At 36.0% G+C, this 24,944-nt stretch carries 22 protein-coding genes and 1 riboswitch; of the genes, 2 read left to right on the top strand and 20 right to left on the bottom strand.

Features of this window, described 5'->3' with window-relative positions:
• Positions 1 to 42: 42 nt before the first annotated feature.
• Positions 43 to 229: riboswitch (Lysine riboswitch) on the bottom strand.
• Positions 230 to 661: 432 nt separating this feature from the next.
• The 6 genes from ACB089_RS12715 to ACB089_RS12740 form a co-directional block, all read right to left on the bottom strand.
• The gene (locus ACB089_RS12715; RefSeq protein ID WP_374966730.1) at positions 662 to 820 is read right to left on the bottom strand and encodes a hypothetical protein; all 159 of its coding nucleotides are present in this window, start codon (positions 818 to 820) and stop codon (positions 662 to 664) included.
• Between the two features lie 97 nt (positions 821 to 917).
• Positions 918 to 2,159, bottom strand: coding sequence for a 2-oxoglutarate dehydrogenase complex dihydrolipoyllysine-residue succinyltransferase (gene odhB / locus ACB089_RS12720; RefSeq protein WP_374966731.1), 1,242 nt, complete (start codon positions 2,157 to 2,159; stop codon positions 918 to 920).
• Between the two features lie 95 nt (positions 2,160 to 2,254).
• The gene (locus ACB089_RS12725; RefSeq protein ID WP_374966732.1) at positions 2,255 to 5,077 is read right to left on the bottom strand and encodes a 2-oxoglutarate dehydrogenase E1 component; all 2,823 of its coding nucleotides are present in this window, start codon (positions 5,075 to 5,077) and stop codon (positions 2,255 to 2,257) included.
• A 232-nt stretch (positions 5,078 to 5,309) separates the two neighbouring features.
• Entirely contained in the window at positions 5,310 to 6,695 is a 1,386-nt protein-coding gene (locus ACB089_RS12730; RefSeq protein WP_374966733.1) for a sensor histidine kinase, read from the bottom strand.
• Positions 6,692 to 7,366 (bottom strand): response regulator transcription factor, encoded by a 675-nt coding sequence (locus ACB089_RS12735; RefSeq protein WP_374966734.1) that lies wholly within the window; start codon positions 7,364 to 7,366, stop codon positions 6,692 to 6,694. The genes ACB089_RS12730 and ACB089_RS12735 overlap by 4 nt, the downstream gene beginning before the upstream one ends.
• Before the next feature lie 115 nt (positions 7,367 to 7,481).
• Positions 7,482 to 9,509: a diguanylate cyclase domain-containing protein gene (locus ACB089_RS12740; protein WP_374966735.1), complete on the bottom strand. Its 2,028-nt coding sequence runs from the start codon at positions 9,507 to 9,509 to the stop codon at positions 7,482 to 7,484.
• Positions 9,510 to 10,250: 741 nt separating this feature from the next.
• Here ACB089_RS12740 and ACB089_RS12745 point away from each other — a divergent pair.
• Positions 10,251 to 10,799, top strand: a complete 549-nt coding sequence (locus ACB089_RS12745) for a GNAT family N-acetyltransferase (protein ID WP_374966736.1) — start codon at positions 10,251 to 10,253, stop codon at positions 10,797 to 10,799.
• Positions 10,800 to 10,923: 124 nt separating this feature from the next.
• Here ACB089_RS12745 and ACB089_RS12750 read toward each other — a convergent pair whose 3' ends face one another.
• A complete protein-coding gene (locus tag ACB089_RS12750) occupies positions 10,924 to 12,000 on the bottom strand; it encodes an undecaprenyldiphospho-muramoylpentapeptide beta-N-acetylglucosaminyltransferase (RefSeq protein WP_374966737.1) in 1,077 nt (358 codons plus the stop codon).
• Between the two features lie 165 nt (positions 12,001 to 12,165).
• Here ACB089_RS12750 and ACB089_RS12755 point away from each other — a divergent pair, with 165 nt between their 5' ends.
• Complete coding sequence (locus ACB089_RS12755) at positions 12,166 to 13,536, top strand: MATE family efflux transporter (RefSeq protein WP_374966738.1); 1,371 nt, start codon at positions 12,166 to 12,168, stop codon at positions 13,534 to 13,536.
• A gap of 196 nt (positions 13,537 to 13,732) precedes the next feature.
• Here the strand turns inward: ACB089_RS12755 and ACB089_RS12760 are convergent, their stop codons facing one another.
• The 13 genes from ACB089_RS12760 to ACB089_RS12820 all read right to left on the bottom strand — a co-directional run bounded on the left by ACB089_RS12760 (position 13,733) and on the right by ACB089_RS12820 (position 24,799).
• Positions 13,733 to 13,951 carry a hypothetical protein gene (locus ACB089_RS12760; RefSeq protein WP_368634705.1) on the bottom strand — a complete coding sequence of 73 codons (219 nt, stop codon included), beginning with the start codon at positions 13,949 to 13,951 and terminating at the stop codon, positions 13,733 to 13,735.
• 255 nt (positions 13,952 to 14,206) lie between these two features.
• On the bottom strand, positions 14,207 to 14,863 hold the full coding sequence (locus tag ACB089_RS12765) for a CAP domain-containing protein (RefSeq protein WP_374966739.1): 657 nt from the start codon (positions 14,861 to 14,863) through the stop codon (positions 14,207 to 14,209).
• A 695-nt stretch (positions 14,864 to 15,558) separates the two neighbouring features.
• On the bottom strand, positions 15,559 to 16,461 hold the full coding sequence (locus tag ACB089_RS12770) for a CobW family GTP-binding protein (RefSeq protein WP_374966740.1): 903 nt from the start codon (positions 16,459 to 16,461) through the stop codon (positions 15,559 to 15,561).
• Between the two features lie 82 nt (positions 16,462 to 16,543).
• The gene (locus ACB089_RS12775) at positions 16,544 to 18,046 is read right to left on the bottom strand and encodes a S41 family peptidase (protein ID WP_374966741.1); all 1,503 of its coding nucleotides are present in this window, start codon (positions 18,044 to 18,046) and stop codon (positions 16,544 to 16,546) included.
• 374 nt (positions 18,047 to 18,420) lie between these two features.
• Positions 18,421 to 19,155, bottom strand: coding sequence for an N-acetylmuramoyl-L-alanine amidase (locus ACB089_RS12780; RefSeq protein ID WP_374966742.1), 735 nt, complete (start codon positions 19,153 to 19,155; stop codon positions 18,421 to 18,423).
• A gap of 222 nt (positions 19,156 to 19,377) precedes the next feature.
• Positions 19,378 to 20,139, bottom strand: coding sequence for a GNAT family N-acetyltransferase (locus ACB089_RS12785; protein ID WP_374966743.1), 762 nt, complete (start codon positions 20,137 to 20,139; stop codon positions 19,378 to 19,380).
• 311 nt (positions 20,140 to 20,450) lie between these two features.
• Entirely contained in the window at positions 20,451 to 21,182 is a 732-nt protein-coding gene (locus ACB089_RS12790; protein WP_374966744.1) for a polysaccharide deacetylase family protein, read from the bottom strand.
• A 150-nt stretch (positions 21,183 to 21,332) separates the two neighbouring features.
• The gene (locus ACB089_RS12795) at positions 21,333 to 21,809 is read right to left on the bottom strand and encodes a hydroxymyristoyl-ACP dehydratase (RefSeq protein ID WP_374966745.1); all 477 of its coding nucleotides are present in this window, start codon (positions 21,807 to 21,809) and stop codon (positions 21,333 to 21,335) included.
• 638 nt (positions 21,810 to 22,447) lie between these two features.
• Positions 22,448 to 23,209 carry a glycosyltransferase gene (locus ACB089_RS12800; RefSeq protein ID WP_374966746.1) on the bottom strand — a complete coding sequence of 254 codons (762 nt, stop codon included), beginning with the start codon at positions 23,207 to 23,209 and terminating at the stop codon, positions 22,448 to 22,450.
• Between the two features lie 194 nt (positions 23,210 to 23,403).
• Entirely contained in the window at positions 23,404 to 23,829 is a 426-nt protein-coding gene (fabZ, locus tag ACB089_RS12805; RefSeq protein WP_368634696.1) for a 3-hydroxyacyl-ACP dehydratase FabZ, read from the bottom strand.
• 96 nt (positions 23,830 to 23,925) lie between these two features.
• Positions 23,926 to 24,090, bottom strand: coding sequence for a hypothetical protein (locus tag ACB089_RS12810; protein ID WP_374966747.1), 165 nt, complete (start codon positions 24,088 to 24,090; stop codon positions 23,926 to 23,928).
• On the bottom strand, positions 24,091 to 24,525 hold the full coding sequence (locus ACB089_RS12815) for a protein kinase (RefSeq protein ID WP_374966748.1): 435 nt from the start codon (positions 24,523 to 24,525) through the stop codon (positions 24,091 to 24,093).
• A 25-nt stretch (positions 24,526 to 24,550) separates the two neighbouring features.
• Complete coding sequence (locus ACB089_RS12820; RefSeq protein WP_374967557.1) at positions 24,551 to 24,799, bottom strand: DUF3953 domain-containing protein; 249 nt, start codon at positions 24,797 to 24,799, stop codon at positions 24,551 to 24,553.
• Between the last annotated feature and the right edge of the window lie 145 nt (positions 24,800 to 24,944).

Genomic DNA, 24,944 nt, shown 5'->3' on the forward strand with positions numbered 1-24,944 from the left:
TTTAATTAACAGTTGCCCAAATCCTCACTATAATTTCCATGTTTCCGAGATAGCACAACCTAGTAAATCTGGAAAATAATTCACTAGGACAGTCCTGCACTTATTCACTGCAGACCCAGCATAAAAGTACGAGCTCCTTTTATACTTCGGCGGTAGTTCCTTCTCCATTGCGTCTTCGCTTGCTTATACTCAACAATGTACTAATAAATACCGCGCCTCTACCTCACCGTAGAACAAATGTGAGGTTTGTTTATTTAATTGATATTAAGATACTACAATAAAAGTAAGATATTCGTCAAGATAATTTCATCATTTTTCTGATTATTTACAATATTAGGGTATTACTCTTCTTATATCCATCGTACATTTTTTCAGAATTGAAAATCATCATTATTTTTTTTAGTAAAACCTTTACTATTTATTACTAAACTCCCATTTTAGTAATTGGAAAGAAATTGTTGATCAGTAAAGATAACGCCTTTTGTACTATATGTTTTTTACTATGTGAAGGTTTTGCAAACTTTGGGGCAACCTCTCCGTTGTTTTGATTGCTTTATCCTTTAGTTTGGCTTTTCTATCGGTAGCTTCGATTGCTTTATCCTTTGCCTTAGCTTTTTTATCTGTAGCTTTGATTTCTATCCGTCGCTTCAGTTACTACCCGTCACTCGGCCTTTCTATCCATCGCCTTCGATTGCTTATTCGTCACTTCATATCCATCGCTTCGTTTCCTATCCGTTACTTCAGCTCTTCTATCCGTCGCTTCGATTGCTTTATCCTTCACTCCGGCTCTTCTATCAGCCGCTTCTATTTTTCCATCCATCCACTTAAATTTCCTATCCATCGCTCCCTTAAATGTTCCATAAAAAGAAAAAAACCCTGCAAAACAAAGTTCGCAGGGTTTAAATATGATTTTGGAATTAAGAATTTAATAATAAATCTTCTGGGTTTTCAAGTAATTCTTTTACAGTTTTAAGGAAACCTACAGAATCTTTACCATCAATAATACGGTGGTCATAAGAAAGTGCTAAGTACATCATTGGGCGAATTTCTACTTCACCATTCACTTCTACTGGACGTTTTTTGATAGTGTGCATACCTAAGATAGCAGCTTGTGTACCATTCATGATAGGTGTAGACATTAATGAACCGAATACCCCACCGTTTGTAATTGTGAATGAGCCACCTGAAAGATCTGCTAAACCTAATTTTTTGTCGCGTGCTTTTTTCGCTAGGTCTGCAATTGAATCTTCAATTTCAGCGAAGTTTTTGCGGTCAGCGTCACGTACAACTGGTACTACTAATCCTTCTTCTGTTGATACAGCTACACCGATATCAAAGAAGTTGTTTAAGTGAATTTCGTCACCAACGATTTGCGCGTTCACATATGGATATTTTTTAAGTGCAGCAACTACTGCCTTAGTGAAGAATGACATGAAACCAAGTTTAGAGCCAGTTGACTCGAAGAATTGGTCTTTTTTACGAGAACGTAATGCCATAACATTTGTCATATCTACTTCGTTAAATGTTGTTAACATCGCAGTAGATTGTTTTACTTCAAGTAAGCGTTTTGCAATTGTTTGGCGACGACGGCTCATTTTTTCAACTGTCACACGTGATTCATCTACAGCTACAACTGCTTTAGGTGCTGCTGGAGCTGCTTGTGGTGCTGCTACTGGAGCTGTACCATGAGCTGCAACGTCTTGTACACGTACACGGCCTTGTGGATCTACTGGAGATACAGCAGCAAGGTCAATACCTTTTTCACGAGCAAGTCTACGTGCTGCTGGAGATGCGATTACACGCTCACCAGAAGTTTCTTCAACAACTGGAGCTGCTGCAACAGGAGCCGGAGCTGCTTGTGGCGCTGCTGGAGCTGGTGTTGCTTCAACTGGAGCCGCTGCAACAGGAGCTGGAGCTGCGCCTTCGCCAGCTTCTACAACTGCGATTACTTGACCTACAAGTACAGTATCGCCTTCTTCAGCTAAAATTTGAGTTAATACACCCGCTTCTTCAGAAATGATTTCAGCGTTTACTTTATCTGTTTCAAGTTCAACGATGAATTCACCTTTCTCAACGCGATCGCCCACTTTTTTTACCCACTGTGCGATACTACCTTCTGTAATCGATTCTGCTAATTCAGGGACTTTAATTTCAGCCACTTTCATTTCCTCCTTTGATTAACGTGCATTGTGTGCACATAAAAGGGCTACTGCCTAAGCAAGTAGCCCGGCTTTTAAAATTATTATGTGATTGATTATTTAACTTTTACAGGCTCAGCAACTGCTTCTTCTACAAGTGCTGCTTGAGCTGCTTTATGAGAATCTGCATCACCCTCAGAAGTAGAGCTCATTGCAGGACGACCTACATAACGTAGCTTTTTACCTTCAGAAAGGTCAAATAATGTTTCTAATGCATAATTCCAAGTACCTTGGTTTTTAGGTTCTTCTTGTACCCAAACAACTTCTTTTACGTTAGGATACTTAGCAATAATACCAGCAACTTGCTCTTTTGGGAATGGGTAAAGTTGTTCTACACGTACAATGTGTAAGTGATCGAAGCCTTCACCATCTTTAATACGGTCCGCAATATCGATCATTACTTTACCTGTTCCTAATACAACGCGCTCAACAGCTTCTGGTTTTGAACCTAGACCAGGTTGCTCAATTACCTCTTGGAATGAGCCATTTGCTAATTGATCAGCGTTTGCAGCAGCTAATGGGTGACGAAGTAGGAATTTAGGTGATACCACTACAAGCGGACGAACACCTTCTGTTCCTAATAATGCTGCTTGGCGACGTAATAAGTGGTAGTAGTTGCCTGCATTTGAACAGTTTGCAACGAACCAGTTATTTTCAGCTGACATTTGTAAATAACGTTCCATACGGCTAGAAGAGTGTTCTGGACCTTGACCTTCATAACCATGCGGTAAAAGCATTACTAAACCAGATTTTTGACCCCATTTAGCACGTGCACCTGAAATAAAATTATCAAACATCACTTGTGCCATGTTTGCAAAGTCACCGAATTGAGCTTCCCAAACTGATAATACATGGTCATTTTCTAAATTATAACCATATTCAAAGCCTACTACCCCTGCTTCTGTCAGTGGAGAGTTATGCACTGTAAATGAAGCATTTGCACCTGAAATATGGTGAAGTGGCGTGAATAAGTTACCATTGTTTTTGTCATGTAACACTAAGTGGCGTTGAGAGAACGTACCACGTTGTGCATCTTGACCTGTAAAACGTACTGGTGTGCCATCTTGAATAATTGTTGCATAAGCTAAAGTTTCTGCATGACCCCAGTCGATTTTTGCAGAAGCAAATGCATCACGGCGTTTTTCTAAAATTTTGCCAAGTTTTTTCTGTGGCTCGAAGTTTTCTTCAAACACTAAAAGCTCTTCGTTAATTTTTTCTAAACGTTCCGCACCAACTGCTGTTTCAATTTGTGGGAATTCTACTTTTAACTCTTCTGGCATTTCTAGATGTTTGTGCTCATCTTTAGCTGCCATTTCTTTTACGTGGTCATAAGCTGCTTGCATTTCTGCATAAATAGCTGTATCTAAAGCTGCTACATCATCAGCAGAAACAACACCCTCAGCTGCTAATTGTGCACCATATAAAGCACGAACTGGTTCATGTTTAACAACTAATTTGTATGTTTCAGGGTTTGTAACAGTTGGATCATCCGTTTCATTGTGACCGTGACGGCGATAACCAATTAAGTCTACGACGATATCTTTACCGAATTTTTGACGGTAGGTAGCTGCGAAACGACCTACTAAAGCAACAGACTCAGGGCTATCTGCATTTACGTGCACAACTGGCACTTCGTAACCTTTTGCAGGGTCAGAAGAGTAAACAGATGAGCGAGAGTCTTGTAGTTCAGTTGTAAATCCAATCATGTTGTTAGCAATGATGTGAATTGTACCACCAGTCGTGAACCCTTCAGTTTTTGCAAAGTTTAATACTTCTGTTACGATACCTTGACCTGGGAACGCAGCGTCACCATGCACAAGAATACCTAATCCTTTTGTACGGTTATGAATCGCTTGCCCTGGCTTAGAAGTATCATCTTGTGCTCCACGAGCAGTACCTAAAACAACTGGGTTTCCTACTTCTAAGTGAGATGGGTTGTAAGCAAGTTTAACATTCATACCTGATTCACGGTTGTAAGAAGCACCCATGTGGTATTTTACATCACCTGTCCAGCCTTTAGTTATTTCAAGGCGACCATCTTCTGGTAAAAACAATTCATTAGACACGTGTGCAAAGTCGGAGAACATCATGTCGTATGGTTTATTTAAAATATGTGTTAACACATTTAAACGACCACGGTGAGCCATACCAATACGTACTTTTTCTACGTTATTTGCTTCAGATGTTTTTAAAATTTCATCGAATAGAACGATTTGAGTATCTAAACCTTCACCAGAGAAACGCTTTTGACCTACAAAAGTTTTGTGGATAAACTTCTCGAAGTTTTCAACACGAGTTAAACGGTCTAATAATGCTTTTTTCTCATCAGAAGCTAATGTTTGTTTAAATGAACCTGATTCAATTTGTGCTTGAATCCAATCACGTTCTTCTGTTGTTACTACGTGATTATATTCAAATGCTACTTTTTCTGTATAAACAGATTTTAAGTGATCGATTGCATCCTTACCATTTTTCACGTTTGCTGGCACATCTTTGAAGAAGACAGCTGCAGGAATTTCAGCTAAATCTGCAGCGCTTAAGTTGAACGCGCTTTCTTCAATTTGAGCTGTTTGTAGTTCACGGTTTTTCAGAGGGTAAATATCTGCCGCTAAATGGCCGTGTGTACGAATAGCATCTGCTAGTTTCACAGCTGCTAACACTTTTTTGTAATCGCCAGCAGGAGCTGCTGCATTACTTGCTACAGCTACTTCACCTTCAACTACTACTGGTGCACCAAATTGTTGGAATAATAATACTAACTCCGGTTCTACTTCTTCAGGAGACTGTAAGAATAAGTCGTATTGCTCCATCACATATCCTAGGTTAGGACCAGAGAAAGCTGACCATGGAGAACTTACAGTTGTAACGTTGTTCGACATGAAAAATGACCTCCAAATTTTGCCTTTCGGCAGTTCCATTAATTAAATTGCAATTAATTATATAATATTTTTCTGTTCTTTAAAAGGATGTTTGACACAACTTATCCATTATTTAAAGAACGTTTTTTCCATCTCAATCTTACTACTCTTCACAAAAAATACAACTCTTTTTATGAAATTAAGCAAATTTTTTCGCAAAGGCTAAAATAATTAAATAAAGCGTGGATTTTTCTTAATATTTTAGCGGGATTTTTAAGAAGAAAACGGTTCCAACGTTTTCTTCACTCTTGACTTCTACAGTACCATTATATTTTTCTAGCAACATTTTGGTAATACTAAGCCCTAAGCCCGTACCGCCTATTTGACGATTTCTAGCCTCATCAACCCGATAAAAGCGATCGAAAATGAAAGGAATGTTTTCTTCCGTTATTCCAATTCCATTATCTTCTATTTTTAACAGCGCTTCCTTCCCGGAGACGAATAGTGAAATTTGAATCTCTGGAATTATTTCACAATAACGAATTGCGTTTTCTATTATATTACGAACAATTTGACTGAGTGCATTTTCCGTAATGAACAACTGACCTATTTCTTCATTTTTCGACAGCGTTATTCGAGCTTCTGGGTGAAGATACTGTATCTCTTCTATTACCCCTGTAATAACAGTTACTGCGTCAGCCTCACTCGTGTCATCTTTTTCTTCACGACGTGCAAGCTCTAATAATTCTTCAATCATTTTACGCATCCGTGCAATTTCTGTTAGGGAAGTATCAATAGATTCTTCTAAAATTTCCGGATCATCCTTCCCCCATCTTTTCAATAGAGAGAGATGTCCTTCGATGGCCTGAATTGGCGTACGTAACTCATGAGAAGCATCTGCGACAAATTGCTGTTGTTTTGTAAATGAAATTTGCAGTTCGTCCATCATTGCATTGTACATCTTCAATAAATCACCAATCTCATCATGAGAAGAGTATGTTAATTGAATTGGCTCATTAAATCCTTTATCCATAACCGTTTTCATGGATGAACGTAACGCATGTAATGGTTGCATTAAATAGTTAGCAAGATAATAGCCAATCGAGGCTGATAACAACAATGCTCCTAAACCTGCTATAAGCATCGCCGTTAATAAATAATGCATCAATGATTGGAACCCTGTCAGTGGATGAATAATTTGAATATAGCCTTGAAAGAAACCTAGCTGAATTGGTACATTTATGACAAAGGCATCCTCATTATCAATGGTCACTTCCATAATTTCTCGCATTGAGGTAATGGGCGCAGCCTGTGAAGCATTATTAATACGTAAAATCTCTACACCATCTAAATTAAACACTCTAACAGTTTGATCACGATCCACAATGGAATTTAATAGCCCTGTGTTTTTTTGAATTTGCTGAATTGTAAGGTTGGGTCCTTGTGACTCTAAAAAAGACACCAAATCATCGCTTGTCCGTTTGATTTTACTTTCCTCGTCATGTAATAGCCATGTATGGAGCGAAATATAAACGACAATACAAATAATCGTATAGCTAAAAAATATTACAGCACTAGATGTTAGCATCCATTTTCTTTGTAAGGGTTGATGAACTAAATAATCTCTCAATCTTTTCATTCACGCATCACGTACCCAACCCCACGAACGGTTTCTATATAGGCATTCATATCTCCAGGTAGTTTTGTTCGTAAATGTCGGATATATACATCTACAACATTTGTCTCTATATCCGTATCATACCCCCAAACAGAGGTTAAAATGAGCTCTCGTGTACAAACTTTATTTTTATGCTCGATTAATAGTTTAAGTAAATCGTATTCCGTCTTCGTTAAATCAAGCTTAGCCCCCTGCACGGATACTTCATAGGCTGCTATATCGATTTCGATATCACGAAAATTTAATGATTCTGCACTTTTTTCATCAGGTGTTACCCGACGTAAAATAGTCCGAATTCTTGCTAGTAGTTCTTCGATCGCAAATGGTTTTACTATGTAGTCATCTGCACCAGCATCTAAGCCAGCTACACGATCCATCACAGCATCTCGTGCCGTTAACAATATAATCGGTACCTTTGATTGCGTACGTATTCGGCGACAAATTTCAATACCATTTATCCCCGGAAGCATAACATCTAATAACAGAACATCAAAATTTTCAGATGACGCTAGTGCAAGTCCTTCACGTCCATCAAATGCGACCAATACATCATAGCCCTCATGCTTTAATTCGAGCTCCACAAAGCGCGCGATATGCTTCTCATCTTCCACCAAAAGTATCTTTTTAGGCATTCCATCACCTTCTTTTCTAAAAATAACGATAAGGATTTCCTCCTTAGCACTGTTATAGCATAACATCAAACAAAAAGTCTGTACCACAAGCAATTACTTGTTTGTACAGACTTTTTTACTGTGCATCAGCAATATAGAAATTATTTTTCCCGAATTCCTTCGCTTTATATAAGGCTTGATCAGCTATTTCTAGCAATTCATTTAATGAAGTACCGTGATCCGGATAATAAGCGATTCCAATAGAGGCAGTTGGGGAAAAATGATGATTTTCAATGGTCCAACCTTTTTTAAGTTCATGACGGATCCGATTATTAATGTGCATAATTTGAGTATGCCTCTTGTCATCATCCCGAGTTAAACCTGTTAAGACAACGATAAATTCATCGCCGCCAATGCGAATAACTAAATCATGACTACGTACAGCTGTATTTAAAACTTGGCCAAACTTCCGGATAAAATCATCCCCTGTATCATGGCCGTAGCAATCATTAACATTCTTAAAGTCATCCCCATCGATATAGAGAATAGCTAAACACACATGATGTTCTTGTGCTTGTGTCAGTAATTTCGGGAACTCCTTTTGTAAAAAACGACGATTTGGTAGCTGTGTTAACGTATCGTGGTAAGCTAAATATAATAGATCATTCTCCCGCTCCTTACGACGGGTTATTTCACGGGATACCATCATAATTTGTGAAACTTTTTCGCGTTCAGGATCATGTACAACTGTTACATTTCCTTCAGTCCAAACAGGCGTACCATCCTTTGCTTTAAGCAGTAGCTCAAACTGCGTATCTGTTTGACCCGAATAATTATTTAGAAACGTTTGCCATGCTTTCTTACTTTCGTCCTCGATGATGTTACTGTAAAACTGACCTTGTAATTCTACATTTTCGTACCCTAAGAATACCTTATAGGATGGTGAGGCATAAATAATGATGCCATCCTCGTTAGTAATGACAATCAAATCATTTGTATTTTCTGTTATGAGACGAAATGTTCGTTCAATATTTTTCAATTCCGTTAACATTCTTTTCTTGTCTGTAATATCATAGTTAATGGATAAGTACTTTTCTGTCTTGCCAAATTCATTTTTTAATGGAACTATAGCTACTTCTACCCAGTATTCAGCGTAATATTTTGTACGGTAGCACATTTCCCCTCGCCAAATTTCCCCCGCTCCAACTGTTGCATTGATCGATTGTAAGAAGTCCTCCGTTTGAAATCGAGGTTTGATTAAATGATAAGATTGACCAATTAGTTCCTCTGCCGTGAAACCAGACGCACTTAAAAACAAATCATTAACTTCCACAATATTTCCATCTATATCAAAAACAGCAATGGACGTTGCAGAATTTAGAGCAGCTTTAAAAACCTCTAAACCATGCGATTTAGAGCGTAACTCCGCTTTTTGTTGAGTGAATTGTGTGAAATCCTGCATGATAAGAAAAATAGCAAAAGAGTTATCTCCTTGCATCACAGGAGAGAGTGAAAGTAAATACGTGCGCTCTTTTTTATCCAGTGTATGAAGCTTGATGAGTTTTTCTCCAATATTTTCGCCCATTGCTGCCCTTTGTAAATAGTTTTGAATGTTTTCTACCTCATCTTTAGGAACAATTGGTAAATCAACGAATACTTTGTGTTTGACCGTTTCATTATCTAATTTAAAGTCCTCCATGAAGCTGGAATTCACTTCATAAATAGCCCCTTCAGCTGATAGGATGACCGTAGAGAAAAAGGCATGATCAAACATTGAGCGCATAAATAAAAACTTATCTTCAATACTGCGATCATAAAGAATCTCTTTTGTTATGGCTAAAATATAGTCTTCATTATTATTTTTAAACGGACGAACAGATGTCTCATATTTACGAACTTCAGATTTAACATAAGCATAATCAACATAATCAACTTGACTATGCTTCGCTATTGCTTGATGGTAATTCTCTAGAATTATCGAAAAATTACGACTCGAGGTAATGGTAGAAAGCATTTTCCCAATCGCCTCATGTGATAACAAAGCTCGAGCTGCTTGATTTAAGCGAATATATTGATAATCGTCTCCCACTCTTTTCATTAGAAAGACAAAATCTTTGCCAATAAACAATTCATTAAAAAAATCTTCGCTTAATAGATATTCCATGCTGTCACCCCCATAAGTCGATCATATTAAAATAAAATTTTCAGATGTGTTGATTAACCATTTTTTATCCATCCTAATTAATAAGAAGGTGCTGATTTCCGCTACGGACTACTCGCTTTCCTGCGGGAGTCGAGTAGCCATACACTACAATCAGTTGAAAATAGGAATATATTTCAAAATAGCAGCAAAAAACTTTTTATTACTCCATAATAAACCGATTTTTTCCTAATCAACACGACTGATAAAATTTATTTATATTGTTTGTTTATACAAAAAAATCAATACTACTATTATAACATAATATCAAGGAATCACATTTTCCAAATCGAAAAAATTGTATCCTTTTCAGGGTTTTTTTTGATATTTTACCTCTTTTGAAGAAAAAATATAATTCTAAAGAAACACTATTTAAATATTTTTATACAGAAAATTGTTATTTTAGACTTAAATATCCTAAAAATTAGAATATAACAATTCACCTTTCGGAATTTACTGACTAATATATTTATTTTTTGTTTTTTCGTGGAAAATGATTGCATAAAGCAGTAAGAATGTTATATTATATTAAAAAAGCTAGCCTTTTTTCGGTATGGGCGAAAAATCAGTAAGACAGCGGGAAATTATGGATATCATAGTTATAACGTCTAGTTCTTTGGGTTTTAATTCCAGTACGAATTGTAGTTTTCTTCTTTATGTTTCAACGGAATTGTTTTAACTACCCTAGTAAAGGAGGCGTTTCGTATGCTTAAACATCGAGACCTTCATGAATGTACAGAGCTTTATGAGCTATTATCACACCCTTCTGTTTTCCCATTTGTCCGTCAAAAAGCCACGTCTGCTGATGAATACTGGTTTATGACAAAGCAACTGATTGAAGAGGAAGCGAAGGGACTCGCTATTTCTAGGACCATTACCGATGATTGGGGTCAACCAATCGGCACCATTAGCATTCATGATGTTGAGGAAGGTGCAGGCTTTTTAGGAACGTGGATTGGACTCCCTTATCAAGGTAAAGGATATAACCAAAAGGCAAAGATGCTTTTTTTGAATGAACTATTTTTTGATTACAACTTCCATACGGTATTTCTCCGTATTCGTGTTGAAAATATAAAATCACAGCGTGCAGCCTTAAAGCTACCTTATGTCGTTTGTGCAAATGAAGAACACCCGACGTTATTAGCACAGGTAAACAGAGGCGAAGCGCAATTTAATTTATTTAAAATTCCAAAAGACTTGTTCTATTTGACAACAGCCAATCAGACGCAAGAAGGCGAAGAGCAAGCGATGTAATCTACAAATAAAAAAAGCTATGTGTTCTGTCGTAATGACAGGCACATAGCTTTTATTTTCGGGCTTTACATGCAGTAAGGCCCCTATTTTGTGGGTATTGTCTAAAGCATATCGAGTAAAGAGCTTACTTTTTATATTGTAAAATCAATTTCGCCATTTCTTCTGGCGTTTTAGGTCTTTGTGTTTTTTGCATCGTTGCTACCATTTCTTCTTTGCGCTCCGTTAACACATGCACCGATTTTTTAAACGATTCCTTTGTTAACTCTTCCTCTTGTAATACTTCTGCATAACCTTGTCTTTTAAATAGGTTGGCATTTAATATTTGATCACCACGACTTTTTTGTGCAGATAATGGCACTAACAACATCGGCTTGTGAAGTGCTAAAAATTCAAAAATCGAGTTGGAGCCTGCACGTGAGACGATAAAGTCTGCCGCATGTAATAAATCTGGTAATTCTGTTGTTACATATTCAAACTGCTTGTAACCAGACATAGACTCGAATGATTTGTCATAATTTCCTTTACCGCACAAATGAATGATCTGAAACTGTTTGACAAGCTCTGGTACATTTTGACGAAGTGCATCATTCAAAACAACTGACCCTAAACTCCCCCCCATTACAAGAAGAACAGGTCTTAATGTTGTAAAGCTACAGAGAGATAACCCCTTCGCTCGATCACCCATAAATAACTCTTCACGAATAATGGAGCCTGTGCAAGTTGCCTTTTCTTTCGGTAAGTGTTGCAATGTTTCTTCAAAAATCGTAAAAATATGCGATGCGAATGGTAGCGCAATTTTATTGGCCAAGCCTGGTGTTACATCTGATTCATGGATGACCACTGGAACACCAGCAAGTTTCGCAGCCATGACAACGGGTACAGAAACAAAGCCGCCTTTTGAAAAAATAACTTGCGGCTTCACTTTTTTAATAATACGAAAAGCCTGCATCAATCCAGCAAGCACTTTAAATGGGTCAGTAAAATTTTTCATTGAGAAATAACGACGCAATTTTCCACTTGAAATACCGTAAAACGGAACATCAGGAAATGCCTCGCTTATTAATTCTTTTTCAATGCCCTGATCAGACCCAATATAGTGGACATCATAACCTAGGTCTAGTAAAGACGGGAGTATCGCTTGATTGAGCGATACATGACCAGCTGTCCCTCCACCGGTTAAAATGATTGTTTGTTGTTTCACGTAAATTCTCCTATTCCTTAAAAAGCCGTCACTACTTTTTGTTTACAGTCTTTTATTTTACTATATGCGAACGAAAAGATATAGATGAAGCCTTTAATTTTTCAATTTATACCTATTTAAGTATGCTATACTTATTCATTATGTTAATGGAGGAAGTTAGACTAAATGTATCAAACCACTACGATAAAAGATAAATATAAACTAATGTTAAAAATGATTGTACCCATTTTAGTTACGCAAGTAGCGATGTATCTAATTTCTTTTTTCGATATTCTAATGTCGAGTCGCTACGGCACAGCAGACCTAGCCGGGGTTTCGATCGGTTCTTCCATTTGGATGCCTATCTACATAGGACTTTCCGGAATTCTTCTTGCCATTACACCAATTGTTTCTCAGCTTGTAGGTGCTAAAAAAGAACTGGATGCTAAAAAGGCTGTCCAGCAAGGGATCTATGTAGCCATTCTATTAGCTGTACTTATTTTCAGTGTGCTATTAGTTGGAATTGATTGGATTTTAGGGAATATGAATTTAGAAACCTCTGTACATAACATTGCTAAATCCTATATTTACGCGATGTGTGCTGGTATTTTACCGCTCTTTTTATTTTGTGTATTGCGCTGCTTTATTGATGCTCTCGGACAAACACGCGTCACAATGATGATCACGCTACTTACTACACCGATTAATATTATGTTAAATTATATTTTTATTTTCGGGAAATTTGGAGCGCCCGAGCTTGGTGGAATCGGTGCAGGGGTTGCAACAGCAATTACCTACTGGCTTATTTTCTTTATAACCGTTTGGATTATTGCAAAACATGTGCCCTTTGAACGCTTTCGCATATTCCATGATTGGCCAAAATTAGAATGGCTTCGTTGGAAGGAAATTTTAATCATCGGCGTGCCAATCGGTATATCCTTATTTGCAGAAACAAGTATTTTTTCGGCAGTCACAATGATGATGAGTAGCTTTAGTACAGAAATCATTGCCGCTCATCAAATCGCTTTAAATTTCACCAGCTTGCTATACATGGTACCACTTAGCATTTCAATGGGCGTTACGATATTAGTAGGTTTTGAAATAGGTGCTGGTCGAATGCAAGATGCTAGAATCTATAGCTATTTATGTGTTGCGACTGCGATTTTATTTAGCTTTATATCAGCTTGTATCCTTTTTTTACTGCGTGAACCCGTCGCCAATATGTATACAACTGATCGTGAAGTAATAGAATATGCCGTACAATTTTTAGTATTCGCAGCCATTTTCCAGCTATCTGATGCTATTCAAGCGCCAGTACAAGGGGCTTTGAGAGGTTATAAGGATGTGATGATCACTTTTATTATGGCTATTATTTCGTATTGGGTGATCGGCTTACCTGTCGGATATATGCTTGCGACGCATACAGATTTCGGACCGTTTGGTTACTGGATTGGACTTGTTGCAGGCCTGACAACAGGAGCAATTACTTTATTAATCAGGTTATTACTTGTTCAAAAAAGATTTACAAGCACGTCCAAAGTAAAAATAGCAAACTAGACATTGTTCTAGTTTGCTATTTTGCATAATAGAAGAAAAACCCCAAAACATTCATCAACATTGAATATCCCCTCTTCTAAAGAGGGAACTTCATTTACAAAACTCCCCAATCTTTATTCTAATTTGCATCCCCTTGAATAGTAAAGAATATGGTTTTAAAAACTAATGGTAAGATTTATTTCTTTTTAGTATTTCCTTAAAAGCTTTTCTCATCGCTCTGGTGCTCTATTCGAAAATCCCAATACAATTGCCCATTATTATTATTTTTAATAGGAGGAACTCGACTGTTCATGTCTTCCAAGTCCTGTTTTTCGCAACTTTCATTACAGTAAAATTTATCAGCTTGAGTGTTATAAATACTTTTTGCTCTATCTATTATTAATTTACCGCATTCGCCACATTTTATTAATATCATATACCACTCTCCTTTTTTCAGTTTGTTAACGCAGCCCTATAGCCTCTTAAATGAATTTTGTTCATCGCTACAGTAAATTATTCAACTATTTGCTAGATCGCATAGTGAAGCCATTTTTTTCAACATATCTAATGTATTCAATTATCCCCGGTAATTTACTCGCTTGTTTTTCAGTCAAAACAAAAAGGATGCCACTAAGTATTTGACGACTTAGTGGACATCCTTTTATTCAATGAAGCTATTCAATTTACACTATTATTTTTGGATAAATTGTTGTGTCCAGTAGTTACCTGTTTTCACATAACCAACACCGATATGCGTAAATTTCGCGTTTAAAATATTAGCACGGTGACCTGGTGAATCCATCCAAGCTTGTACTACTTCTTGAGGTGAACGTTGACCTTGTGCAATGTTTTCACCTGCACTCTTATAACTGATACCTAAAGCTTTCATACGATCGAATGGTGAACCGAATGTCGGGCTCGTATGTGAGAAATACTTTTTAGATTGCATATCTTGTGATTTTTCACGAGCAGCAGCCATCAATTGATTATCTGTTTTTAAAGGTGCTAAACCAGCTTTTGTACGTTCAGCATTCGTTAATTTTACTACCTCTTGTTCAAAAGCATTTACATCTGAAGTAGTTGTAGATGGTGTTGATTTAGATGGTGCAGTTGCTGTATTTTCTTTTTGAGTTGTTTGTGTATTATTATTTGTTGTTCCTTTTGATGGTGCTGATGTTTGTGGTAGTTTTACATTCCACTTATTATTTGACCAAGTATAATAATAGACTTTACAATTATTCGTTTGTTGAACAGTATTCCCTTCTGTTGTATTTGAAGCAGCAGAAGCCATTTGAATTGGAGCTGCTAATAAAAATGTTGCACAAATTGCAGTTAGTGTTTTTTTCATGTTTGCAATTCCTCCTTCTCTGCAACTAATCGTAAAGGACGTTTTTATTTAATTTCTTGCCAACATCTGCTAACAACACCATTACAGAAACAGATTCGCGTAAAATAAGCGTTCTTTTGCTATATTTTTTAACAGGTTTCACCAAGCTATGAAATACTTACGTTATAAATAGGGTTGACACCCCTAGAAAACTAGTAATTATTTTCAAAATTCAAACAATACTATCAGACTAAAATTGAGTAAAAAAGCTTTTATTCAAAGTGAAATCGGTCGTTTTTTGAAGGATTTTTCAGTAGGAGCAAAAAGATCGTTGTGTAATGATCAATGGAAAAGGACTTTCCGTAAGAAAGCCCTTTTATTGCTATAGTATTCTCCTTCACATTCTCGATAGAGTAGAAGAAGATACTTCAAGGTCAACTTCTTCATCTAATTCATATTTGTCATTCCATTATTCAATCTTTAATAAGGAACGTAAAACTTAGTAGCTAGAAATTGTGACTTTTGTAGTGAAGCCTAAGAATGTCTAGTTTTTCATCTTTTAAGCACTTACTTCGAGCCAATAAAAAAATGCTCTCCCTTGATAAACAGATTTATTTTTTCATCTGTCTACCTATTGGAGAGCATATCCATTTCTATAAGTATAATATTGAAGTCCACGAGTAGATCTCAGCAAAATTGAGCGTTGTTTTTTACCCTTAGTCCATCCCTATTACATGTAAAGAAGCTACATTTTCACCGATGATGACAAGTTTTGCAGGCATTTTTACGTACTCTGGGAGCCATTGGACCATGCCGTAAGCATATTGAAACAACATTGGATTTTTTACACCTTCAATTGGCACGTAGCCTTTCATTCGATATACGGTTTCAGGTAATGTACGTATCCAATCCTCAAATTGCTCTTGCGTAAAGTCAACGTCCTTAAATTCAACTAATCGTGAGCCTAAATGCATCGATGCGATTGGAGCTTTCACAATATCTTGTGTGTCCACCTGTGCAGTTGCTTTTAAATCTTCTAATAAATGCAAAGGTACTCGGCCATTTGTTGTTTGCAATATAAAGGCATGAGGATTAAAACCTTGTAGCTCATAGACGACTTTGGCTTGCTCTGCCTCTGTAAGTAAATCCGTTTTATTGGCCAGTAATAAATGTGCGTGACGGATTTGTTCCATAAATAAGGAACGCACTTGTGGGGTTAAGGTCTCACGATCCAGCCACAGCTTTGAATCAGCAACTGTGACAATTCCTTTGACATTTAACTTTTCCGCAAATAACGGTGAATAAACAGCGTCTAATGCTTCTACAGGATGTGCAGCACCTGTTGTTTCAATAATTAGGACATCAAAGTCACTATCTAAAAGAAGAGATTGAATCTGCGCCTCTGTTTTTTCAGCGCCTGAGCAGCAAATACAGCCCTCTAGCATCTCCTTAAGCGGGATATCCTTTTCTACAGCCTGTGAGTCAAATGGCAGCTTTCCAAGCTCATTCATGATGACAGCGGGTTTTAAATTTTTTTCTTTCAGTTGTCGAATAACATCTGTTAACATGGATGTTTTCCCGCTGCCTAAAAATCCACTAAATAAGTATACGTCCTTCACAATCATTTCCTCCTATGAAAAAAACTGTCGCCATAGGTCGTTAGAAACGCCTGCTGCGACAGCTACTTTGTTAGTTTGTAGTTTACTCAGTTTTTGCTGGCGTACCAGTAAGCAGCTCTTTTGCTTTTAACAATTGAGGATCCTCTGCTTTTATTTTTACACGTAATGCATCCATTAAAGCATACGTTGTATCGCCAGTTAAAACACCAGTTTCTTCAAGATTGTTTGCAGCTTGCAGTTTTTTCACTGCTTGTTCTGTAGATTGACCAAAAAAGCCGTCTGCTTTACCAGGCTTGTATCCTAGAACTTCTAGCATCTCTTGTGCCGCTTTTACAGAGTTAGACTGCACGCCCTTTTTCATTTCCATAGATGGATCCAAGTATGGTAATGATGCATAAGGAGGGTATGACACTTTAACATCTGGTACAATGCCCTTTTCATTAATCCAGTTACCATTTGGTGTTAACCATTTACCTGTTGTGAATTTAAGGTTAGAGCCATCTTTTAGTGGTATCACATTTTGCACGGTACCTTTACCGAATGATGTTTCTCCAATAATTTTAGCACCAACAGATTCTTTTAATGCAGCAGCTAATATTTCAGATGCAGATGCACTACCACTATCGACAAGAACTGTCACAGGAAGATCATATTTTTTACCACCAATTGCATTTGTGATTTTTGGTTCTTCATCTTTATCTTGTACCTGAACAATCGGTTTACCTTCTGGAACGAATAGATTCGAAATTTCTATTGCAGCTTGCAAGTAACCACCAGGGTTTTGACGTAAATCTAGGACAATCCCTTTCATCCCTTTGCCTTCATAATCTGCAAGGATTTTTTCTAGCTCTTGTGTAGTTTCTTCGCTGAAAGATGTAATTTGGATATGAGCAATATTGCCATCAAGCATTTCACCATAAACCGTTTCTACTGGAATTTCATCACGAACAATTGTCATTTTAAGAGGCTCAGTATTTTCGCCACGTTTCACGGTTAATTCCACTGATGTTCCTTTTTCACCACGAATAAGTGCGACCGCTTCAGAAGCACTGAATCCTTGAATGCTTTTCCCATCAACCGTTAAGATAATATCTTTCGGTAATAAGCCAGCCTCTTCAGCAGGAGAATTTTTTATAGGTGACACTACTGTAATAAAGCCATTACGCTCTTGAATTTCCGCACCAATTCCTTGGAAACTAGAAGATAAACCAGAATTAAATTGATCTGCTTCTTCCTTCACCATAAAATCAGAATACGGATCATCTAAAGCATCGAACATGCCGTTAATAGCACCATCGACCACTTTTTCATCATCGATATCTTGGTAATATTTGTTTTCAAGTAAATCAAAGGCTTCATATAATTTTTTAAATTCTGCACGTTCAGTCGGTACTTTCACTTCAACTACATTCTTATCACCGAATGTTAACGCAAATATCGTTAAGCCTGAAGTAATAAGGATTGTAAAGAACATCAGCATGATAAATTTAAACGGTTTTAATTGAATAAATTTCCCTGCCGGTTTTACTTCAGTTGGTGTTTGTTCTTGCTGCTGTTCTATACCATCTTTTTTCTGTTCATCCATCTTGATTGTCACCACTCTCATATACACTAACTTGTTGTCACACTATTACCATCTTAACAGGTTATGGAGAAGACGAAAAGAAAAAGACTGTCAAAATTTCAAGACAAATCTCGACCTTCAACGATCTTCATAAAATCCAGCATATTAAAGCAACTTTTCAACTTAATCGCTTATATTGCTCATCCACTTTATTCTATGTAGGCGTTATTGCTTTAGATTTTAGTTAAAGTAAAGGTGCTTTTAGAAGCACTTTCTAAGGCACCTTTACACTCTGCTAAGTTAAAGGTATATAATGGTACTGCTTTTCTATTTTACTCGTTTCTTAGAAGCAGTCAACTAAAATCCTCATAGATTAATAGAAATCAAATATCCTCTTATGCATCATTTATATACGTAACTTGCGCCAATTTTGCAGCTATTATTTTGTTTTCAGCATTTTTCGCTGCATTGATCCCTGTAAAAGTTCCTGTTCTAATTCGATAGTTTGTGTCATCTTGCTCAATGTAAACAACCCAACCAAATGTTGTTTTCATCACCTGTGCCGCGCTTTCTGCTGCTTTCAGTGTACTATAGATTCCCGTCATGATACGATATTTCGACGTTTCCGCTGGCGATTTTGGAATATCTCCAGCATTTTTAATCATTTCAATAAATTGAGACCAAGATATTTTTCCAGCGCGAATATTACGAGGGCAGTTTTTCCCACTAAAATAATTATGTTGAACAATATTCTGAATTGCGATATTTTCATCTTTTATTATTTTTGCAATAAGACTCGCAGCATTTTGCACAGCTTTATAATAATCCCCATCGCTATTTACGCAAATTTCCACATGAATGCCTTGCTTATTACCGGTATATGTTCCTGCCGCCCAGCACTCCCAAAAATGTTCAAATGATTGAATAGCTTCCTTATCATCCACTTGCCAGTGCCAGCTAGCTTGCCTGCTATTGCTATTACTCTGTAGGCGAGCATGAGCATCCGCATCGGCTCCAACGCCCGTATTATCGGTTTCATGAACGACAATATATTTTTTTGCATTATTTTTACCACTTGTAATTTTAACTGCTTGTGAAGCTGATACTAATTTTTGGCGAATCGTTACCAAAAGGTTTCCCTCCCTTCTCTTTGTTCTATAGCCAAAAAGCAGGACGTTTGAAAATACTTTGTAAAAAATCAAACTATCTGATCATTCGTGCCGAAGATAGATAATTGATTTCACTATATATTATGCACCTTTTGTAACTTCTATTGTGTTTTTATAAGCATTAATAACCACACTAGTTTCAACCGAATTTACTAGTATTTTTATAGTAAATGCACTAAGTTTTTACGTAAGTGCTTTTAATTTTTTTATTACTGAATGAACTGTTAGCCTATGAAATGAAATAAGCTGTCCTTTATAAATGACCGAAAAAATACCATACGGAGTTGGCGATAATGCCATCAACTCTCCTCTATCTTGGAAATCAATGAGTTCAACCGATATATTCAATTTATTGGCACCAGCTATAATATTTTCAGTTGCAATTTCAACATATGGACATTGGAATGAACGTAGGATCGTTAAATGATTGAATTTTTTTATTCTCTCCTCCCAATCGGTTGGAAAATATGGTTGTTTGGCTTCGATGCTCAATGGATAGACTAGTAATTCAAAATCATATGGCGCCGAATCAATAACTTGAAAATCATTTTTTAAAAATATCTCTTTACTGGGCGTCCAAGATGTTTTTGAATTCGTGATTACGACAACACCTTTTTTTGCTAGCTTTTTTGCATCTTCTACACATTTATGGATCAATCGAGTCCCGTAACCTTTTCCAACTTCACTAACCCACAAACAATGAATCACTAAATAACCATCAGCATGAACGACTCTTGAGGAATTTTCTGCTTCAGTATATTCAATAAATCCTACTTGTTTTTTATTATCGATTACTTGCACATATTTCAAGCCCTCTTCAAAGCTATTATGTAGCCATTTATTTTTATTGATATAGCCCGTTGATTTCTTCTTACTTCTAAGACAAAAGCTGCCTTCCCCCTCTAAAATTTCAGGATTTAATTCAAGCAATTCAACCTTACTCACTGACAACCCCTCCTATATATGATAGTAATTATACCTTTTTTTAGGATTATCACCATAACGTGTGGTTGATTTCCGTTCCGACTGAGGGCGTCTGATGAGCCGCATCACCACAGCTTTTGTGATGAACCTCAGGAAAAAAATCTATAATTTCGCAGGTGTGTCGATTAACCATTTTTATCCATCACAATTCATTAGAAGGCTCAGATTTCCACTATGGGTTATACAACACTCAAGATCATTTCCTTAACAATAAAAAATCAGGCTATATGCAGTTTAGCCTGATCTTCATTATTCTTGTTTTATTGCCTTTTTTAGTGATTATTCTGCACGTCGAGTAATTCAGAGACTGTGACAAATCGGTATCCTTGCTTTTCAAGTTCGGGTAATATTTTTTCCATTGCTTTGACCGTCTGCTGACGATTCCCGCCTCCGTCATGAAAAAGAACGATATTTCCTTCTTTTACACCTTTTAACACAGTATCAACAATTCTATTCGTACCAGGACTTCTCCAATCTAAAGTATCTAAATGCCATGACCACATAACAACTTTATATTTTTCTTTTGCAATCGCTTCAATCATCGCATCAGAATACTGCCCTTCAACTGGTCGAAATAAAGTAGGAGTAAATCCTGTGATGGTATGAATGGTTTCATTCGTTTGCTTAATCTCCTTAAGTAAGTTTGGAACATTCGTCCTTAATGGATGGGTAAATGTATGGTTGGCCAGCTCATGACCGTCATTATACATTCTTGAAATGACTTCAGGATTTTTATCTGCATTTTGACCGACAATAAAAAAAGTTGCTTTTGCATTGTATTTGGCTAATAAATCTAAAATCTGAGGTGTATACTTTGGATGTGGTCCATCATCAAAAGTAATAGCAATCAACTTTTCATTCGTTTTAACTTCCCAAACAATTTGTCCTGCTTCTTCATAATACTTTCGTCCTTTATTTTCATATGTGGCTGCACTAACTTTTACATAAAAAAAAGAGACCGTTAAAAGGCAAATAGGTACTAACAACAGGAAAAACTTTTTCAAATCTTCACTTCCCCAAATAAAATATTTCGTACTTTATTATTTGAGGATTTATAAATAACATGCTTTATTTTTGATTTTTTCATTGTGTAAAAATTGGAGAGCTCAGGATAGAGGTTTTGAATAGTAACGGAATTGGAAAATAGAAGTCAGCTACTCCTTATAAAAACTTAAGTAATAGTTAATTAATTTAATGACTTCATTAATTTTTTTATATTCTTTTTCTATTTTATAGGAGATAAACAATATAGCTACATTAAAACTTAAAACTGCTAAAGCAAAAATTTGGACAAGCGAGATCCCAATGACCAGTTTCGTATTTATGGCAGAAGCAATTATGACCATTAATGATATTATCACACCACTCAATGTAATATAAATTGGCTTAGATCGAATAATTTCATCTGCTTGCAATTTTAAAACATCTAATAAATATCGAATTTCTTTCAATGTATATCGTTGATCAAAAATAACGAAATATGACATGTAAACATCATTTGCTATATTTTCATTCAGTATGTTTTTATGAATTTTTGTTACTAATTGATCACAAAAATCTTTATTTAATGCTTTTTCAGGTATAAATAATTCCTCTTTATTTTCTAAAATATTTGCGCTGGGATGTTTCAAACCCCCTCATCCTCTCATACTGGTTTACCTGATATTTAACTTCTTTCAGCAAACGTTTTGTAGCGAAAGAGCTGGTGCTATCGCGCAAAAACATCTATTGATCTAATGCCTCTCCGGCGTATGTCACCGTACTTTAATGAGAACATTTGTTGAAAGTCACCCAAATCTTTCAGATACTAAAATTATATGAAGGAATGAACGTTGTATGTTATTTTCGACAAAATCCATCTTTTATTTTTATAGCACCTCAAGTAATTAAAATTTCGTTGACTCTGTATGCTCTTTGAGATTGATTAGATTCTTATTTTTCATTTGACTAGATAGATTTTCGTATGAAGTAGTACGTGATGTAGGGGGTTGAAATAAAATACCTTAACTTAATAAATATCAAAATAAGTAATTATTGTGGAAAGTTCGCATTTTTAACTTCTTTTCTTAGAATAAAAAGCGATATAAAGTGGATAAAATAAAAAATGTGAAAAAGCCTAGAAGAAACATGATTATGTTTTTAGTTCTATTACTCACACTCATCACCCTTTCAATTCCTATAATACCTGAAAATGCAATAAAGGTGAATGATATTTAATAGTGGTAGTCCTATGATTTTTAAGCTGGGATACTAGCCATTGAGTATTACATTATCTCGCTTGATCATCATAATAGGCTTCATCAGCAGCCTTTTGATTTGTGCCCTTGATATAAGCTACAATCATATCAGGCCGTTTCAGTAACATCCAGTCCCCATAATGATCAAATCGTCTGCAGGAAGTAATCATTCCGTTTTTAATCGTTCCGTATTTTTTTCCGTTTTTCTTGCCCCATTCTTTTAACCGTTTTGCAAAATCAGCATCTTCTGCCATTAGCATATTTTCATTAAAACCGTTAATTGCCTGATAGTCTTTTTTATAGCACCAAAAAACCCCTACAGAAATAAAACCATACTTGAATAGTAAGGGAACAATTAGTAGCATGGTAGAAACTACTATACCTAAGGACATTCTTTCAAAATTTCCGCTCACACCACCACCAATGTATTGATTGGATACTAAGTGCTTTTCAACCTCAGATAACAGGTCTTCTGTCATTCGACTATCTGCATCAATTGTAATCAGGATTTCGCCTTTTGCTAACACAGCTCCAGCATTTCTGATTTTGGATAAATTTTTATCTTCATTTTTCAATGTCACGCAGTTGTAGGATTGTGCAATTTCTTCCGTTCTATCCGTACAACGATTTAACATAACGATCACTTCAACTTGATTTTTAAATGGTTGTGCAGCCTTTGCAATTGACTCTAGACACTCTCCAATATAATTTTCTTCATTGTGAGCAGGTATTATAACGGAAAACTTTACATCTTTATCAGGTATATCTTTTATAAATGGTGTGCATTCCGACATATAAAATACCCCTTTCTTGTCATTTTTGGTCCTCTTTATGTTAATTTATGTATATCATTTATATATATTTCGCTTCAAGTCTTTATTATTGGTTTTTTATGTATATTCTGTGGCTTAATGGATTGTTTTTTATACATAACAAAAGTGCTGCAATCATTTTTTGCAGCACTCTTTTATCAAGTACAAAACTTGGCTTAGTTTCCAAATGCAAAAATAAGCTCGGTCTCACAAGCTATTTCTCCGTCAACAGTTGCAATTCCTCGTCCTTTACCAATAACACCCTTTAAGCGTGTAATTTCTACTTCAAGGCGTAGCTGATCACCAGGCTTCACTTGTTTTTTAAAACGACAGTTATCGATACCTGCTAGTAATCCCAGTCTTCCCTGATTACCTTCTTTTGTAAGCATAATAATGGCACTGACTTGGGCTAACGCTTCCACAATAAGCACACCAGGCATTACTGGATAATTAGGAAAATGTCCATTAAAGAATTCTTCATTTATCGTTACATTTTTAATCGCTACCGCTCTTTTACCTTCTTCTAACTCCAGTACTCTATCCACTAAAAGAAAAGGATAACGATGTCTAATGACTTCTTGTATTTGTTGAATATCTAACATTTTAATACCTCCAACGTATTTGTCATCTAATTCTATCACTAATTATTAGTAGTTGGTACTATTTTAATTTCTTTCAACGGGTGGCACGGATTCGGCTTATTCTTTTCCACAATCGTAACACCTTCTATCTGTATCATGTTCACCATAAATTCTAAGCTCTTTTTCTACACCACATTTTATACATGGCTCAAAATAAATTTGTGGTAACACGCCTGCTTCTGCGAGTGGAACCCATTTTGATTCATACAAAGTTTTCGTCATTCAATAATCTATTAAAATCAATTGACTTTGGTCATCTTCGCCATAATTACTGCTATCTAAAAAGTCAAATCCATCATGGGCTCGCTCAATTTCTTCAATTGCTTCCTTTAAATTTACGGATATACGCAAATCCGTTTTATAATCTATGTCGAATGTTTCACCATTAACTAAAGGTAATGTTTGAACATAAGGTTGTATGGAGATTTTTTCATCTAAGTACAAAATAGGTGCTATGTAATTGGCTAATCCTACCTTTTTTAATGCTTGATGAATTTTTTGCTCATTTTGACTTTGTATATAACCAATCTCGTGTAAATGCTTCTTAATGACCCAATGTTTAAAACGAAAAACCTTTCTAGTAGAGCCTATCCCAACAAAATTTTCTGGAATCATTAGTTGATCTACGTTTCTAACGATTTCAATCACATTCTTCATTGTTACACCTCCTATGAACATGTTTCTAATAAGCAACAAAAGATTGTACAACTACAAATAATATAAAAATAGCAACACCGAAATAGAGTATGCTTACATACGTTCTTTTTGCTTTTTTCCATTCTCGAAGCCCAATAATGATAAAGGTCAGCGCTAACAACACCTGTGACAAAGGCAATAAAGTAAAATCTTTAGATTTAATGCAATAAATACTAATCATTATAATAAAAACAGTTAATATAATTTGAATGCCAAAAGATAAATTCCATCTCATTGTTTTCAATTTATCACCTCCACCCATTCTCTATAATTCAATAATACATAACATTATATGAATATTACTATTTTTACCTTTTTCTTCATTTGTTACATTCATAACTTTTCAGCATTTCATTATCGACAGGTATACAGAAGATAGA

The organism is Lysinibacillus sp. RS10, from assembly GCF_041956855.1.
GTDB lineage: Bacteria > Bacillota > Bacilli > Bacillales_A > Planococcaceae > Lysinibacillus > Lysinibacillus xylanilyticus_A.

What these genes read in the sequence shown, in the direction of transcription:
- ACB089_RS12820 (WP_374967557.1), bottom strand. Translation starts at nt 24,799, where the DNA reads ATGAGATGGAATTTATCTTTTGGCATTCAAATTATATTAACTGTTTTT.
- ACB089_RS12735 (WP_374966734.1), bottom strand. Translation starts at nt 7,366, where the DNA reads ATGCCTAAAAAGATACTTTTGGTGGAAGATGAGAAGCATATCGCGCGC.
- ACB089_RS12800 (WP_374966746.1), bottom strand. Translation starts at nt 23,209, where the DNA reads ATGTCGGAATGCACACCATTTATAAAAGATATACCTGATAAAGATGTA.
- ACB089_RS12745 (WP_374966736.1), top strand. Translation starts at nt 10,251, where the DNA reads ATGCTTAAACATCGAGACCTTCATGAATGTACAGAGCTTTATGAGCTA.
- ACB089_RS12725 (WP_374966732.1), bottom strand. Translation starts at nt 5,077, where the DNA reads ATGTCGAACAACGTTACAACTGTAAGTTCTCCATGGTCAGCTTTCTCT.
- ACB089_RS12760 (WP_368634705.1), bottom strand. Translation starts at nt 13,951, where the DNA reads ATGATATTAATAAAATGTGGCGAATGCGGTAAATTAATAATAGATAGA.
- ACB089_RS12730 (WP_374966733.1), bottom strand. Translation starts at nt 6,695, where the DNA reads ATGAAAAGATTGAGAGATTATTTAGTTCATCAACCCTTACAAAGAAAA.
- ACB089_RS12740 (WP_374966735.1), bottom strand. Translation starts at nt 9,509, where the DNA reads ATGGAATATCTATTAAGCGAAGATTTTTTTAATGAATTGTTTATTGGC.
- ACB089_RS12810 (WP_374966747.1), bottom strand. Translation starts at nt 24,090, where the DNA reads ATGACGAAAACTTTGTATGAATCAAAATGGGTTCCACTCGCAGAAGCA.
- ACB089_RS12765 (WP_374966739.1), bottom strand. Translation starts at nt 14,863, where the DNA reads ATGAAAAAAACACTAACTGCAATTTGTGCAACATTTTTATTAGCAGCT.
- ACB089_RS12775 (WP_374966741.1), bottom strand. Translation starts at nt 18,046, where the DNA reads ATGGATGAACAGAAAAAAGATGGTATAGAACAGCAGCAAGAACAAACA.
- ACB089_RS12755 (WP_374966738.1), top strand. Translation starts at nt 12,166, where the DNA reads ATGTATCAAACCACTACGATAAAAGATAAATATAAACTAATGTTAAAA.
- fabZ (WP_368634696.1), bottom strand. Translation starts at nt 23,829, where the DNA reads ATGTTAGATATTCAACAAATACAAGAAGTCATTAGACATCGTTATCCT.
- ACB089_RS12715 (WP_374966730.1), bottom strand. Translation starts at nt 820, where the DNA reads ATGGATGGAAAAATAGAAGCGGCTGATAGAAGAGCCGGAGTGAAGGAT.
- ACB089_RS12815 (WP_374966748.1), bottom strand. Translation starts at nt 24,525, where the DNA reads ATGAAGAATGTGATTGAAATCGTTAGAAACGTAGATCAACTAATGATT.